This window comes from Streptomyces sp. UW30 (genome assembly GCF_008042075.1).
Lineage (GTDB): Bacteria > Actinomycetota > Actinomycetes > Streptomycetales > Streptomycetaceae > Streptomyces.
In genome coordinates, this window is the sequence record NZ_RDBN01000037.1 from 74,333 (window position 1) to 88,438 (window position 14,106).

A 14,106-nucleotide genomic window follows, 5' to 3' on the forward strand; every position below is an offset into this window, starting at 1 on the left:
AAAGCGCCAGGGTATGACTGCGCAGGGTATCTGAGTCGTCACATGATGAAGGAGGGGCTGTGGAGTTCAACCCCGCTGCCACTCGTGCCCAGCGCCCCGTCACCCGGTCGTTCCACACGTTCGTTCAGGAGTCGGCCTTCCCCATAGGCCGCATAGGCGTCCAAGCGCAATGGCCCAACGGCCGGATACCCGCCTTCACCGGCGGGTATCTTTTTGCCCCTGCCCGGGAGGTCCGGTGAGTACGGCGAGTACGGCGCAGGTCACCGACGCGCCGGTCACCTACGAGTACAGCCCCACACTCGCCGATCACGTCGTCGGCCAACTGCTGCGCCTGGGCTCGGTCGTGGGCTCGTCGGCAGCGGAGTCGGCGCTGTACGCGCACATCGTCCTGGAGTCCCTCGGGGACGCGTGCGGCCGTTCGCTGTCGCTGCCGCCCGCCTCGCCGAGTTTCATTTCCGACGACCACACGCCGGTCGAGTTCTCCCTGGCCTTCCGGCCGGACGCGGCTCCCGCCCTGCGCGTCCTGGTCGAACCCGGCTGCACGGCGGGCGACTTGGCGGACAACGGCCGCCAAGGGCTCGCCGCCATCCGGGACATGGCCCGCCGCTGGGACTTCTCCACCACCCAGTTGGACCGCATCGAGGACCTGTTCCTGCCCGCGTCCCCGCAGGGTCACCTGGCCCTGTGGTACGCGCTGGAATTACGTCCCGGTGGAGTCCCCGGCGTCAAGGTCTACCTGAATCCCGCCGCGGCCGGACCCGAGCACGCCACGGCCACCGTGCAGGAAGCACTGCACCGGCTCGGTCACCGGCAGGCGTTCGAAGCGCTTCCCGACACAACCGGCTATCCCTTCCTCGCCCTGGACCTCGGTACCTGGGACACACCCCGCGTCAAGGTCTACACCGCGCATCCGAGCCTCGCCGCATCCGAGGCGTACGCACTGAACCGCGCGCAGCCCGGCCCGGCACGCGAGGACGTGGAGGCCTTCTTCCACCTCGCCGCGGAGGGGCGCCAGCCCACCGGGTCGGGAGGCAGGCCGGAGCCACGACTGGCGCGGCGGCCCGCGCTGACCTGCCACTCCTTCACCGAGACCACGTCCGGCCGGCCGAGCGGGTTCACCCTGCACGTCCCGGTCCGTGACTACGTCAGGGACGACGAGGAGGCGCTCGCCCGCGCCACGGCCGTGCTGACCCGCTTCGGCATGGACCCCTCGGTACTGCGCCGCGCCCTCGCCGCCCTCAGTACGCGGCAACTCTCCGACGGCGCCGGCCTGATCGCGTACCTGGCGCTGGCGCACGAGCGCGACCGCCGACCCCGCATCACCGCGTACGTCTCCTCGGAGGCCTATGCGGTGCGTCCCCCCGCGCAGTGATCCGCCCGTCCTGAGGAAAAGCCCGCGCAGCGTCACAAGGCCGCCCGCGCAGTATCGGAATGCCCGAGCACATCAGAAAGAAGGAGCCGTGGAGCCCTACCGGATCAAGGTCGTCGAGCCCATCCCCCTCACCACCCCCCAGCAGCGTGAGGAAGCCCTGCGACGGGTCTCCTACAACCTGTTCGACCTGCGCGCCGACGAGGTCACCATCGACCTGCTGAGCGACTCGGGAACCGGCGCGATCTCCGCCGCCCAGCTTTCCGCGGGCATGAACGGCGACGAGTCCTACGCCGGCTCCCGGTCGTTCTACCGCTGGCACGAGACCGTCAGCGAACTCACCGGCTACCCGCACCTCCTGCCCGCCCACCAGGGGCGCGCGGCCGAACGCATCCTGTTCACCTCGCTGCTCACCCCGGGCAGCACCGTCGTGTCGAACACGCACTTCGACACCACCCGCGCCAATGTGGAGTTGGTCGGCTGCCAGGCCCGCGACCTGCCCTGCCCCGAGGCCAAGGACCTCGACAGCCCGCACCCCTTCAAGGGCAACATCGACCTCCAGGCGCTGGAGCAGGTGCTTCAGAGCGCGAACGAGTCGCCGGTGGCCGCGGTGGTGATGACGATCACCAACAACGGCGGAGGCGGGCAGCCCGTCTCCATGGAGAACCTGCGGCAGACCGCCGACCTGTGCCGCCGCCACGGCGTCCCGATGATCCTCGACGCCGCGCGGTTCGCCGAGAACGCCTGGCTGGTGACCCGTCACGAGCCCGGCTACCAGGACCGCACCCCCCGCCAGGTCGCCGAGGAGGCCTTCCGGCTGGCGGACGGCTGCATCATGAGCGCCAAGAAGGACGGCATCGTCCACATCGGCGGGTTCATCGGCGTCAAGGACCCCGAGCTCGCCCAGAAGTGCGAGCGCCTCCTCATCGCCACCGAGGGGTTCGCCACCTACGGCGGCCTCGCCGGGCGCGACCTGGACATGATGGCCCAGGGCCTGCTGGAGGTCACCGAGCCCTCCTACCTGGCGGAGCGGGCCGACATCGCCGGGCACCTCGCCCAGCGCATCCGGGACGCGGGCGTCGACATCGTCGAGCCGGCCGGCCTGCACGCCCTCTACCTCAACGCCGGGCGCCTGCTGCCCCACATCCCGCCCCACCAGTACCCCGGCCACTCCCTGGCCTGCCAGCTCTACCTCCGCGGCGGCATCCGGTCGGCGGAGCTGGGGTCCCTCTACCTCGGCGAGGAGGACGAGCACGGCAACCCGATCAAGTCGGCGCCCTACGAACTCGTACGCCTCGCCCTGCCCCGCCGGGTCTACACGCGCAGCCACTACGACCACGTCGCCCAGACCCTGGCGGACATAGCCAAGGACCCCAGCTCGGTGCACGGTTACCGGATCACCGAGCAGTCACCGATCCTCCGCCACTTCAGCATCAAGCTGGAGCCGGCCAGGGCCGACGGGTCCTGACGCCACACCGGTGAGTCCCGACCGTGTGGTTCCGCACTCGAACCACACGGTCTTGCCGTCCCGTCGCCCGGCCGCGTCCACACCCCACTTGTCGGCCACCGCGTCCAGCAGGAGCAGCCCGCGACCGTTCTCGGCGTCCGTCGACAACTCTCCTCGCAGGCTGGGCAGTTGCCCGCAACCGTCCGACACCTCCACCCGGACCCCGGACGTCTGCCGGACCATCAGCACCTCGCACCGCCGGTCCGGAACATGCCGTACGACGTTGGCGACGAGCTCGGTCACGCCCAGTTCCACGGCGTCGGACAGTTCGCGCATCTCCCACTCGCCCAGCAGCGAGCGCGCGATGGCGCGGATGTGCCGGGCCGAGTGCTCACCGACGGTGAGGCGCAGGCGGTACTGGCGGCGCAGGGGCGCCAGGTAGGTGGGGGGAATGTATCCGTTCACGCTACGAGCCTGACCTCGCGCGACTACTTTGGGCTACGGAACGGATACAACGGGTCCCGGAGTGGGCCCAGTTGCGTGAGAGGGAGCTCTGCGTGACCCACATCAACACCCTCGACCCGGGCGYCTCGCCACTCGACTACTACGGCTTCGAACTGCGTCGGTACCGGGAGGAGGCCGGGCTGACCCAGAAGAAGCTGGGGGACATCGTCTACTGCACCGGCTCCCTGGTCGGCCAGATCGAGACGGCCAGAAAGCTGCCGACGCTGCCGTTCAGCGAACGGGCGGACATCGCGCTGGGCACGGGCGGGTTGCTGTCACGCCTGCACGAGCTGGTGATGCGCAGTCAACTTCCGGCCTGGTTCCAGCAGGTGGCGGAGCTGGAGTCGCGGGCGATCGAGATCGGCACCTTCCAGACGCACATGGTGCACGGCCTGTTGCAGACCAAGGAGTACGCGCGTGCCGTGCTCGGCGTGCTGGACGACACCGACCTCGACGACCGCACCGAGGTGCGGCTGGCTCGCCAGCGCATCTTCGAGAAGAGCGAGACGCCGGTCCTCTGGATGATCCTGAGCGAGGCGGCACTGCACCAGGAAATCGGCGGCCCGGCAACCATGCGCGGCCAATTGGCCCACCTGTTGTCCTTCGAGCACAACCCGAGGGTCAACGTCCAGGTGCTCCCGTTTTCGGCGGGAGCCCACGCGGGATTGCAGGGCTCATTCACTGTCTTCCGCTTCCCCAGCGATCCGACCATCGTCTACACCGAGGGGTACGGCAGCGGGCATCCCACGGCCAACCCGGACAGCGTCAGGGACTGCTCGCTCCGATACGATCATCTCCAAGCCGCCGCCCTCTCCCTCAAGGACTCGGCGGAGTTGATCCGGCGTGTACTGGAGGAGCGTTATGGAGAGCACCGAGATGCTAGCGGGGATCCAGTGGCGTAAGTCCAGCTACAGCGGAGACCAGGGCGGCGAATGCGTAGAGGTCGGCGAAACGCACACCGTCGTCGCTGTCCGCGACTCAAAGAGCACGGCGGGCCCGATCCTCGCATTCGGGCCCACCACATTCACGGCGTTCCTGGACTGGGCTACAGCCGCTGAATAATCGTGCCGGTGGCCAGTCCGCCGCCCGCGCACATCGTGATCAGTGCGAACTCCTTGTCCGCCCGCTCCAGTTCATGAAGTGCGGTCGTGATCAGCCGGGCCCCGGTGGCTCCCACCGGGTGCCCGAGGGCGATCGCACCGCCGTTGACGTTGACCTTCTCCAGGTCCTGCTCGAAGACCTGCGCCCAGCTCAACACCACTGATGCGAAAGCCTCGTTGATCTCGACGAGGTCGATGTCCTTCAGGGACATCCCGGCCTTGCCCAGCACGGCCTTGGTCGCGTCGATCGGTCCGTCGAGGTGGAAGTGCGGGTCGGCACCCACGAGTGCCTGCGCCACGATGCGCGCCCTCGGCCGCAACTTCAGCGCCCGCGCCATCCGCTTGGACGCCCACATGATCGCCGCCGCCCCGTCGCTGATCTGGGACGAGTTGCCCGCAGTGTGCACGGCCGTCGGCATGACGGGCTTGAGCCTCGCCAGCGCCTCCATGGACGTGTCGCGCAGGCCCTCGTCCTTGTCGACCAGGCGCCACATGCCCTGCCCGGCGCGCTGCTCGTCCTCGGTCGTCGGGACCTGGACGGCGAACGTCTCCCGCTTGAACCGCTCCTCGGCCCAGGCGGCGGCGGCCCGTTCCTGTGAGACCAGCCCGAGTGAGTCGACGTTCTCCCTCGTCAGCCCCCGATGGCGGGCGATCCGCTCCGCCGCCTCGAACTGGTTGGGCAGGTCGACGTTCCACTCGTCGGGGAACGGCTTGCCGGGCCCGTGCTTGGAGCCCGACCCCAGCGGCACCCGGGACATCGCCTCGACGCCGCAGCTGATCCCGACGTCGATGACGCCCGCCGCGATCATGTTGGCCGTCATGTGCGAGGCCTGCTGCGAGGACCCGCACTGACAGTCGACGGTCGTCGCCGCCGTCTCGTAGGGCAGGCCCATGGTCAGCCAGGCCGTGCGCGCGGGGTTCATGGACTGTTCGCCGGCGTGGGTCACCGTGCCGCCGACGATCTGCTCGACGCAGTCGGCGGGGATGCCGGTGCGGCCGAGGAGTTCACGGTAGGTCTCGCCCAGGAGATAGGCGGGGTGGAGGTTGGCGAGCGCGCCGCCGCGCTTGCCGATGGGGGTACGCACTGCTTCGACGATCACGGGTTCGGCAGCCATGGGTGCGGGGTCCTCTCGGCTCTCCTGGCTTTCCGCCAGAACTAGTACGTGTTCTAGTTCCCTTCGCAGTCTGCTGACGCGACCTCCGTCACCGCAAGGGTCGTGCACGTTCCGGAGTCTTGATCTGCGGAGATCTGCACGAATTCCGCACGGGATTGGGGGTGCCGCGCCTCTTGCCACTTGTAGAACCCGTTACTACCTTCGCGGCAACCCTGTTCTGATGGTCCGTCAGATAGCTGGAGCTGCCGATGTCCTGTCCAGCGCTTCCCGACGGGTTCGACTTCACCGACCCCGATGTGCTGCACCACCGCGTACCCCTCCCGGAGTTCGCCGAGCTGCGCCTGGCCGAACCGGTCCGCTGGATCCCGCAGCCGGCCAACGTGGCCGGATTCCAGGACGAGGGCTACTGGGCGGTGACCCGGCACGCGGACGTCAAGTACGTGTCGACGCACCCGGAGTTGTTCTCGTCCACCCTCAACACCGCGATCATCCGCTTCAACGAACACATCGAGCGCGACGCCATCGACGCGCAACGGCTGATTCTGTTGAACATGGACCCGCCCGAGCACACCCGGGTCCGCCAGATCGTCCAGCGTGTGTTCACCCCACGTGCCATCCGCGCCCTGGAGGAACGCCTGCGGACGCGGGCGCGCAACATCGCCGCGAACGCCCGGGAACACTCCGGCCCCTTCGACTTCGTGACCGAGGTCGCCTGCGAACTGCCGCTCCAGGCCATCGCCGAGCTCATCGGCATCCCGCAGGACGACCGGGCCAAGATCTTCGACTGGTCCAACAAGATGATCTCGTACGACGACCCCGAGTACGCCATCACCGAGGAGGTCGGCGCCGAGTCGGCCACCGAGCTCATCGCCTACGCGATGAACATGGCCGCCGACCGCAAGGCGTGCCCGGCGAAGGACATCGTCACCACGCTGGTGGCGGCCGAGGACGAAGGCAACCTGGGCTCGGACGAGTTCGGCTTCTTCGTGCTGATGCTGGCCGTGGCCGGCAACGAGACGACCCGCAACGCCATCACCCACGGCATGCACGCCTTCCTCACCCATCCCGAGCAGTGGGAGCTGTACAAGAGGGAGCGCCCCGCGACGGCCGCGGAGGAGATCGTCCGCTGGGCGACGCCGGTGGTCTCCTTCCAGCGCACGGCCACTCAGGACACGGAGTTGGGCGGAAAGCGCATAAACAAGGGAGACCGGGTAGGCATCTTCTATGCCTCGGCGAATCACGATCCCGAGGTCTTCGAGAATCCGGACACCTTCGACATCACCCGTGACCCCAACCCCCACCTCGGCTTCGGCGGCGGAGGCCCCCACTACTGCCTGGGCAAGTCCCTGGCGGTGCTGGAGATCGACCTGATCTTCAACGCGGTGGCCGACGCGATGCCGGACCTGAGCCTGGTCGGCGACCCGCGCCGGCTTCGCTCCGCGTGGATCAACGGCGTGAAGGAACTCCGGGTCAGCACCGGCTGACCCGTCCCGAGGGAGGCAGGAGCACCCCTTATCCCTACGCCCCGTTCCTGCCTCCCCCGCGACGCACCGTTCCGGCGAATTTGACGATCTCGGGAGTCAGCGGGTGGGCGGCTTGGCGGCTGTCGCGTCTCAGTAGACGGTTGGCCAGAGCGAAGGCATTTTCGGTTTGGGGGTGGGTGCTGCCCAGCCGGATGTTCAGGATCAGCGCGCCCCGGCGTGCGAGGTTCGCCGCGATCGGGTCGTTCAACGCGGCCACGGCTCGGGCCTTGAGCAGCAGGGCGCATGAGCGAAGGCGGCGACCCCGGGGATCGGGGGTCGCCGCCTTCGGTTCAGGTCGGCTGCTTGGCTCAGTACCAGCCGTTGGACTGCCAGAAGCCCCAGGCGCCACACGGGCTGCCGTAGCGGTCCTTCATGTAGTCCAGGCCCCACTCGATCTGGGTGGCCGGGTTGGTCTTCCAGTCGGAGCCGGCGGAGGCCATCTTGTTGCCCGGCAGGGCCTGGACCAGGCCGTAGGCGCCGGACGAGGCGTTGGTGGCGTTGACGTTCCAGTCGCTCTCGTGGTCGACGATGTTCGAGAAGCACTGGTACTGGGCCGAGTCCGAGATCATCTTCTTCGCGACCGTCTGCGCCGAGGAGGACCCGGTCGTCGCGGCCTGCGAGGGCGCGGCGGCGAACAGCGTGCCGGCGGTGGCGGCGGCCAGCACGACACCGGCGAGGGTCTTCTTCGGGGCGGAGGTGCGGCGGAAGAGAGAAACAGCGGACACGGGGAGCCTTTCTTCGGGGACAGGGCGTCGCGGGCAAGCCGGAACCACGCGATGCGAGGCGGTGGCATGCGTCGGCGCCGAGGCCCTGTGGGCTCGTCGGCGCCGTGCGACGTCATCCAGAGAAGCAGCCCGGGAAGGTGTCCGCAATGAGTGCTTTTGCTAGTTGTGGTCGTATGCGGGGTGCGGGGGGCTCGTGTGACGTGGCTCTCTATGTGCAGGTCGGAGCGGGTGTTGACGCGTGCATGGCATCCGATTTGTCCGACTATGGAGGATCGTAGGTGATGTGGGTCATGTGGGGTGGTTCACCGCGTGGGTGACGGTCCGCTCGTGGGCCCTCACCCTGTGGGTGCGTCGAATGTGACCGCGCTCTCGAAGGCGGCCCGGCGGGTCGCGCGGCGCAGTGCCTTGAGGATCGCCGGACCCAGGGTGAAGGTCAGCACGACCGTCACCAGCGCCCTGCCGAGGTCCCAGCCGAGCGAGGTGGCCAGGCAGTACGCGACGAAGCGGGCCAGGTTGCCCAGGGGCCCGGCGTCGGGGTCCGGCGCGATGTTCGAGCCGTCCGCCAGCAGATAGGGCCAGCCCTGCATGTTCATCACCGTGCCGTAGGCGAAGGCGGCGACGAAGCCGTACCCGGCCAGCAGGAGCAGCTCCGCACGGCCGCGCAACCGGTCCGGCCCCGGCAGCAGCCCGGCGCCCATCGTGAACCAGCCCATCGACAGCATCTGGAACGGCATCCACGGCCCCACCCCGCCCGTGAGCAGGGCGGACGCGAACATCGTCACGGCACCGAGGACGAAGCCGAAGCCCGGGCCGAGGACCCGGCCGCTGAGCACCATCAGGAAGAACATCGGCTCGATGCCGGCCGTCCCCGCGCCGAGGGGCCGCAGCGCCGCACCGGTCGCCGCGAGCACGCCCAGCATCGCCACCGCCTTCGGGCCCAGCCCCGACTCGGAGATCGTCGCCGCGACGACGGCGACCAGCAGGAGCAGCAGGCCGGTGAACAGCCAGGGGGCGTCCTGGGCGTGAGCGCTCACCTGCGAGGTGGGCGGGGCGAGGAACGGCCAGCCGAGAGCGGCGATGCCGACCGCGCTGACCAGGGCGAGCGTGGCGATGGAGCGGGGGCCGAGGCGGATGGGGCGGGACTGGGGCGTGGAGCGCTCGGTCATGCCAGGGCCTCCCGCACCTCGGCGACCGTCAGCCACTTCTGCGGGGCCAGGATCTTGGACACCTGCGGGGCGAAGGAAGGGGAGGCGACCACCACGTCCGCCGCCGGGCCGTCCGCGATCACCTCGCCGTCGGCGAGCAGGACGACCCGGTGGGCGAGCTCGGCGGCCAGCTCCACGTCGTGCGTGGCCAGGACGATGGCATGCCCCTCGGCGGCGAGCCCGCGCAGAACGGTGAGCAGCCGCGCCTTCGCCGCGTAGTCGAGACCGCGGGTCGGTTCGTCGAGGAGGAGCAGGGGAGGGCGGGCGGTCAGTACGACGGCCAGGGCGAGCGTCAGGCGCTGGCCCTCGGAGAGGTCGCGCGGGTGGGTGGCGTCCGCGATGCCCGGGAGGAGCTCGCAGACCAGGGCACGGCAGGTGCCGGGCGCTGCGCCGGCGTCGGTGTCGGCGGCCGTGCACTCGGCGGCGACCGTGTCGGCGTAGAGGAGGTCGCGGGGTTCCTGTGGGACGAGTCCTACGCGGCGGATCAGGTCGCGGGGTGCGGTGCGGTGGGGTACGGCTCCGCCGACGGTCACCGAACCGGTGGTGGGTTCCACGAGCCCGACGAGGGTGTTGAGCAGAGTGGACTTTCCGGCGCCGTTGCGGCCCATGAGCGCGATGGTCTCGCCGGGGGTGACGGTGAGGGCTACGTGGCGTAGGGCCTGGATGTGGTCGCGGGTGACGGTGAGGGCCTGTACGTCGGCGGCGTGGCCGGACGGGGGGCTGGGGGTGGTCCTGCGGCGGAACCAGCGGTGGGGAGTGGCGCCCCATGGGGTGGGGGGTGTGAGCCGTTGGCGGCTGCGGGTTCGTTGTGGTTGATCGCGCCCACGCGGCGGTAGCCGCACATCGAATACAGCCCCGCGCCCCGTGAGGGCGGCCGCCTCCCGGGTCTCGAGTTGTCGGCGTAGGTCCGCTGCCCGACGACGCGCGTCCCGGACCGTCAGGGGCAGGGGAGTCCAGCCCGCCAGGCGGCCCAGGGCCACCACCGGCGGGTACACCGGCGATACGGCCATGATCTCCGCCGGGGTGCCCAGGATGGGGGCCTCGCCGGGAGCGGGGAGGAGGGCGACCTGGTCGGCGTACTGGATCACCCGTTCCAGGCGGTGTTCCGCCATCAGGACCGTCGTGCCGAGGTCGTGGACCAGGCGTTGGAGGACCGCGAGGACCTCTTCCGCGGCGGCCGGGTCCAGGGCCGAGGTCGGCTCGTCCAGGACCAGGACGCTCGGGTGCGGGGTGAGGACCGAGCCGATCGCGACGCGCTGCTGCTGGCCGCCCGAGAGGGTGGCGATGGGGCGGTCGCGCAGGTCGGCGAGGCCGAGCAGGTCGAGGGTCTCCTCGACGCGGCGGCGCATGACGTCCGGGGCGAGGCCCAGCGACTCCATGCCGTAGGCGAGTTCGTCCTCGACCGTGTCCGTGACGAAGTGGGACAGGGGGTCCTGGCCCACCGTGCCCACCACGTCCGCCAGTTCGCGCGGCTTGTGGGTGCGGGTGTCCCGGCCGGCCACCGTGACGCGGCCGCGCAGGGTGCCGCCGGTGAAGTGCGGGACGAGCCCGCTCACCGCGCCGAGCACGGTGGACTTGCCGACGCCCGACGGGCCCGCGAGCAGGACCAGTTCGCCTTCCGGGACCTCGAAGTCCACGCCCTGGACGGTGGGTTCGGCAACGCCGTCGTACGTCACGGAGACGTTCTCGAAGCGGATCACGACGGCTCCTTGCGGGCGGGATGTCGGGGYGCGGGGCTGATGAAGGCGGGGAGCAGGCCGAGGAGGACGGCCGCCGCGGGCCACAGCGGGAGGGTGGGCGCGACGAGGGGGATCACGCCCGGGTGCAGGGCCTCCGGGTCGCGGTCGGCGGCGAGGGTCAGCAGGGCGGCGACCGCCGCGCCGGAACCGGCGACCAGCCAGGCGCGGGCGTCCCAGGGGTCCGGGCGGTAACGGGTGCGCAGGGAGCGGCGACCGCCCAGGCGCAGGCCCGCCAGCGCGGCGGCGAGTCCGGCGAGGAGGACCGGGAGGCCGTACGTCCCGCCCTCGGCGGTCAGCAGGCCGTACGTTCCCGCGCAGACGCCCAGCAGGCCGCCGAGGGTGAGCGCGCCGGTCGTACGGCGGACTCGGGGCGGGACGTCCGCGGTGCGGCCGTAGCCGCGCGCGTCCATCGCGGCGGCGAGGGCGACCGAGCGCTCCAACGCGCCCTCCAGGACCGGGAGTCCCACGTGCAGCAGGCCCCGGATGCCGGTGTCGGGCCGGCCGCGCAGCCGGCGGGCGGCGCGCAGCCGCTGGACGTCGGCGATGAGGTGGGGGGCGTAGGTGAGGGCCACGACCACCGCCACGCCCATCTCGTACAGCGCGCCGGGCAGGGACTTGAGGAGCCGGGTGGGGTTGGCGAGGGAGTTCGCCGCGCCCACGCAGATCAGGAGAGCCGCCAGCCGCAGGCCGTCGTAGAGGGCGTAGAGGAGGGTCTCGACAGTGACCCGTCCGCCCAGGCGGATGCCCTGGGCCCAGTCCGGGAGGGGGACTTCGGGGAGCGTGACGATCACGTGGGTGCCGGGGAGGGGGGAGCCGAGGCCCACGGCGAAGACGAGGCGGATGACGAGGACGGCCAGGGCGAGCTTGACGAAGGCGGTGTAGGAGCGGGCCCAGGGGGCGTCCGGGCGGCAGGCCGCGACGACGTAGGCGGAGGTCGCGATGAGGAGAGCGAGGAGGAGCGGGTTGGTGGTGCGGGTGGCCGCGGTGCCCAGGGCCAGGGCCCACAGCCACCAGGCGCCGGGATGCAGTGGGGTGCGGTGGTGCGGGCGGCGGCCGGCGGGGGCACCGGCCGGCCGCGGTCGGGCACCCCGGCGCGTCTCCGCGCGGCTAGGCATCCCTGCGCCGCCGCGCCTGCCAGACCGCTCCCGCGCCCAGCACCACCACCACGGCGACGCCCGCGACCAGGCCCAGCGAGGGACCGCTGTCCGAGTCGTCCTTCGCCGCGGTGGCGGACTGCCCGGTCGGTGTCGCCTTCCCGGCGTTGTCCGACACCTGCTCCCCGCAGCCCTTGCGCGGATATCCGGCGATGGCGCACAGCAGGGCGTTCGTGTCGTAGCGCAGGGGCTTGGCGACGGCCGCCAGGGCCTCCGCCGTCGTCGCGTCGGGAGCCACCCGGGCACACGCCGTACGGCGGGCCGGCGGCGTCTCGCCCGACGGGGCGTCGGACGGCGTACCGAAGTCGATGACCAGGGCCACCCGCTTCCTGCCGTCCTGCTCGGGGGTCCTGGCGCAGATCACCGCGAACTCGGCCGCGCCGCCGGGCTGTGCCGCGTCCTTGGAGTCCTTGCTCACCGCGAACCGGAAGCCCTGGACGTCGCCGTCGGACGGGCGGGCGGTGGCGGGGCCCTGGGTGGCGTAGGTCCAGGTGTCGCCCTGGCGCTCCCAGAAGGACCAGTAGCGGTAGCCGGCCGCCTGAGCGGCCTGGGCCGCGCCGGTCAGCAGGACCAGCGCGGCCAGGAGCGGAGCGAGTGCGCGGCGGATCACGCCTGCGGACCCTTCTTGCGGCCGCTCAGCAGGAAGCCGATGCCGATGCCGACGACGAGGAAGATGCCGACGTACCACCAGACACCGAAGGGACTGTCGTCCTTCGTGTCCTTCTTCTCGGCCTTGTCCGCGGCCTTGTCCGCGGCCTTCGCCGAGTCCTGCGGTGCCGGGCCCGTCGCGTTGAGCTGCTCGACCAGGTCGGCGCCGCCGAAGTCACGCGGGTCGGTGCCGGTGGCGTGGGCGGCGAGTATCAGCTGGGCGTAGGCGGCCGGGCCGCTCTGCTCGGCCCACTTCGCGGAGTTCTGCTCCAGCCAGCCCAGGGGCTTGCGGGCGGCGTCGGCGCCGGAGAGCGCGGCCAGCGCGACGACCGCGTCGGCCGTGTTGCCGTAGTCGGGCTGGTCCTCGGCTCCGGGCATGGCGGACTTCAGGTGGCCGTCCTTGGCGAGGGCCTTCGTGAGGTATGCGGCGCCGTTGGCCGCGGCCTGCTGCGGGGTCGGGTAGCCGCCGTCGGCGCACTTCGCGTCCGACGCCTTCTTGGCGGGACTCACGACGAGGCCCTTGCCGAGCGAGCCGAGGACGCCGGCCGCGGTGGCGTCGGCGTTGGCGACGAGCGTGCCCTTCTTGTCGGGCTGGAAGGCGAAGGCGCCCGCACCGTCGTCCTTGCACGGCAGGGCGAGCTTGATGAGCGCGTCGTAGGGCGACTGCCCGTCCTTGAGAACCTTCTCCGGCTTCTCGCCGACGGCGGCCAGCGCACCGGTCACCACGGACGTCGAGTTGGTGTCACTGGCCCCGCCCGCCGCGTATCCCCAGCCGCCGTCCTTGTTCTGGACCGACTTCAGCCAGGACACCGCCTTGCCGGTGGCGGCGTCGTGCCCGCCGAGCGCGACCAGTGCCTGGACGGCGGCCGCGGTGTTGTTGGTGTCGACGGGGGTCTTGGCGCCGCAGGCCGCGGTGGTGTCGGCGCGGTAGGGCGCGAAGGCGCCGTTCGCGCACTGCTGCCCCAGCAGCCAGTCGACCGCCCCCTTGGCCGGCTTCACGCCCACCGTGTCCTGCGCGAGCAGCGCGAGGGACTGGCGCCAGACGCCGTCGTACGTCGGGTCGGTGCCGCCGTACAGCTCGGCGGGGAACGCCCGCGACGGCGACGCGGAGGGGGACGAGTCGGCGGCCACGGCCGGCGCGGCCGCGCCGATCACGACGGCGGCGGCCAGGACCGCGGCGCTGTGACGGACGTTCATGATCGGCGGGTGCCCTTCCCTAGGGGGACCGGGCAGCACAGGGGAGACCCCCGGCGGCTCGGCTCCGTATACCTCGACGGTGCCGCACTCCGGCCGACTGCCGGGGTACGTGAGCCGGTCACGTTCCCGTACGCGGCGATCCGGCTCACCGGCCTTCTACTACGACCGGCTTACGGTTGCGGGTCAGCGCCGGATTTGCACCGGCTTTCCCCCGTACGGGTGTGATGACGACGCCGACACTCTACCCGCCCGTAACCCAGCCGCTGAGGGCCACCTGTGCGGCCGGCCGCCTTCGGCCCGGGACGATCCGGCCCGGCCGAGGCGGGCGGCATCCCCGCCCGGCTGCTACGGCAGCCGCACGACGTCCCCGGACGCCGGTC

At 71.2% G+C, this 14,106-nt stretch carries 14 protein-coding genes and 1 riboswitch; of the genes, 5 read left to right on the forward strand and 9 right to left on the reverse strand.

Features of this window, described 5'->3' with window-relative positions; all coding sequences use genetic code 11:
• The first annotated feature begins 235 nt into the window (after nt 1-235).
• Nucleotides 236-1,372, forward strand: a complete 1,137-nt coding sequence (locus tag EAO75_RS18910) for a tryptophan dimethylallyltransferase family protein (RefSeq protein WP_261989356.1) — start codon at nt 236-238, stop codon at nt 1,370-1,372.
• Nucleotides 1,373-1,460: 88 nt separating this feature from the next.
• The gene (locus EAO75_RS18915) at nt 1,461-2,837 is read left to right on the forward strand and encodes a tryptophanase (protein ID WP_187284510.1); all 1,377 of its coding nucleotides are present in this window, start codon (nt 1,461-1,463) and stop codon (nt 2,835-2,837) included.
• Here EAO75_RS18915 and EAO75_RS18920 read toward each other — a convergent pair.
• A complete protein-coding gene (locus tag EAO75_RS18920) occupies nt 2,778-3,281 on the reverse strand; it encodes an ATP-binding protein (RefSeq protein ID WP_147996260.1) in 504 nt (167 codons plus the stop codon). The genes EAO75_RS18915 and EAO75_RS18920 overlap by 60 nt on opposite strands.
• A gap of 92 nt (nt 3,282-3,373) precedes the next feature.
• Between EAO75_RS18920 and EAO75_RS18925 the strand changes: the two genes are divergently transcribed.
• Both EAO75_RS18925 and EAO75_RS18930 read left to right on the forward strand, forming a co-directional pair.
• Complete coding sequence (locus EAO75_RS18925; RefSeq protein WP_147996261.1) at nt 3,374-4,222, forward strand: helix-turn-helix transcriptional regulator; 849 nt, start codon at nt 3,374-3,376, stop codon at nt 4,220-4,222.
• The gene (locus EAO75_RS18930) at nt 4,197-4,382 is read left to right on the forward strand and encodes a DUF397 domain-containing protein (RefSeq protein WP_315987406.1); all 186 of its coding nucleotides are present in this window, start codon (nt 4,197-4,199) and stop codon (nt 4,380-4,382) included. Before EAO75_RS18925 ends, EAO75_RS18930 begins: the two co-directional genes overlap by 26 nt.
• Here the strand turns inward: EAO75_RS18930 and EAO75_RS18935 are convergent.
• Nucleotides 4,366-5,535, reverse strand: a complete 1,170-nt coding sequence (locus tag EAO75_RS18935; RefSeq protein WP_147996263.1) for a steroid 3-ketoacyl-CoA thiolase — start codon at nt 5,533-5,535, stop codon at nt 4,366-4,368. The two genes, EAO75_RS18930 and EAO75_RS18935, sit on opposite strands and share 17 nt — an antisense overlap.
• 248 nt (nt 5,536-5,783) lie before the next feature.
• Between EAO75_RS18935 and EAO75_RS18940 the strand changes: the two genes are divergently transcribed.
• Nucleotides 5,784-7,019 (forward strand): cytochrome P450, encoded by a 1,236-nt coding sequence (locus EAO75_RS18940; RefSeq protein WP_147996264.1) that lies wholly within the window; start codon nt 5,784-5,786, stop codon nt 7,017-7,019.
• Between the two features lie 34 nt (nt 7,020-7,053).
• On the opposite strand, the gene EAO75_RS45955 is transcribed toward EAO75_RS18940, so the two are convergent.
• From EAO75_RS45955 to EAO75_RS18975, 7 genes are all read right to left on the reverse strand, one after another.
• Nucleotides 7,054-7,275 carry a hypothetical protein gene (locus tag EAO75_RS45955; RefSeq protein WP_187284511.1) on the reverse strand — a complete coding sequence of 74 codons (222 nt, stop codon included), beginning with the start codon at nt 7,273-7,275 and terminating at the stop codon, nt 7,054-7,056.
• A gap of 91 nt (nt 7,276-7,366) precedes the next feature.
• Nucleotides 7,367-7,783 carry a transglycosylase SLT domain-containing protein gene (locus tag EAO75_RS18950; RefSeq protein WP_147996266.1) on the reverse strand — a complete coding sequence of 139 codons (417 nt, stop codon included), beginning with the start codon at nt 7,781-7,783 and terminating at the stop codon, nt 7,367-7,369.
• A 335-nt stretch (nt 7,784-8,118) separates the two neighbouring features.
• Complete coding sequence (locus EAO75_RS18955) at nt 8,119-8,949, reverse strand: ECF transporter S component (RefSeq protein WP_147996267.1); 831 nt, start codon at nt 8,947-8,949, stop codon at nt 8,119-8,121.
• Nucleotides 8,946-10,688: an ABC transporter ATP-binding protein gene (locus EAO75_RS18960; protein ID WP_147996268.1), complete on the reverse strand. Its 1,743-nt coding sequence runs from the start codon at nt 10,686-10,688 to the stop codon at nt 8,946-8,948. Before EAO75_RS18960 ends, EAO75_RS18955 begins: the two co-directional genes overlap by 4 nt.
• The gene (locus EAO75_RS18965; RefSeq protein ID WP_147996269.1) at nt 10,685-11,842 is read right to left on the reverse strand and encodes an energy-coupling factor transporter transmembrane component T; all 1,158 of its coding nucleotides are present in this window, start codon (nt 11,840-11,842) and stop codon (nt 10,685-10,687) included. The genes EAO75_RS18960 and EAO75_RS18965 overlap by 4 nt, the downstream gene beginning before the upstream one ends.
• Entirely contained in the window at nt 11,835-12,491 is a 657-nt protein-coding gene (locus EAO75_RS18970; protein WP_147996270.1) for an SCO2322 family protein, read from the reverse strand. The genes EAO75_RS18965 and EAO75_RS18970 overlap by 8 nt, the downstream gene beginning before the upstream one ends.
• Nucleotides 12,488-13,726 (reverse strand): prenyltransferase/squalene oxidase repeat-containing protein, encoded by a 1,239-nt coding sequence (locus EAO75_RS18975; protein ID WP_147996271.1) that lies wholly within the window; start codon nt 13,724-13,726, stop codon nt 12,488-12,490. Before EAO75_RS18975 ends, EAO75_RS18970 begins: the two co-directional genes overlap by 4 nt.
• A 116-nt stretch (nt 13,727-13,842) precedes the next feature.
• A riboswitch (cobalamin riboswitch) is annotated at nt 13,843-13,979 on the reverse strand.
• Between the last annotated feature and the right edge of the window lie 127 nt (nt 13,980-14,106).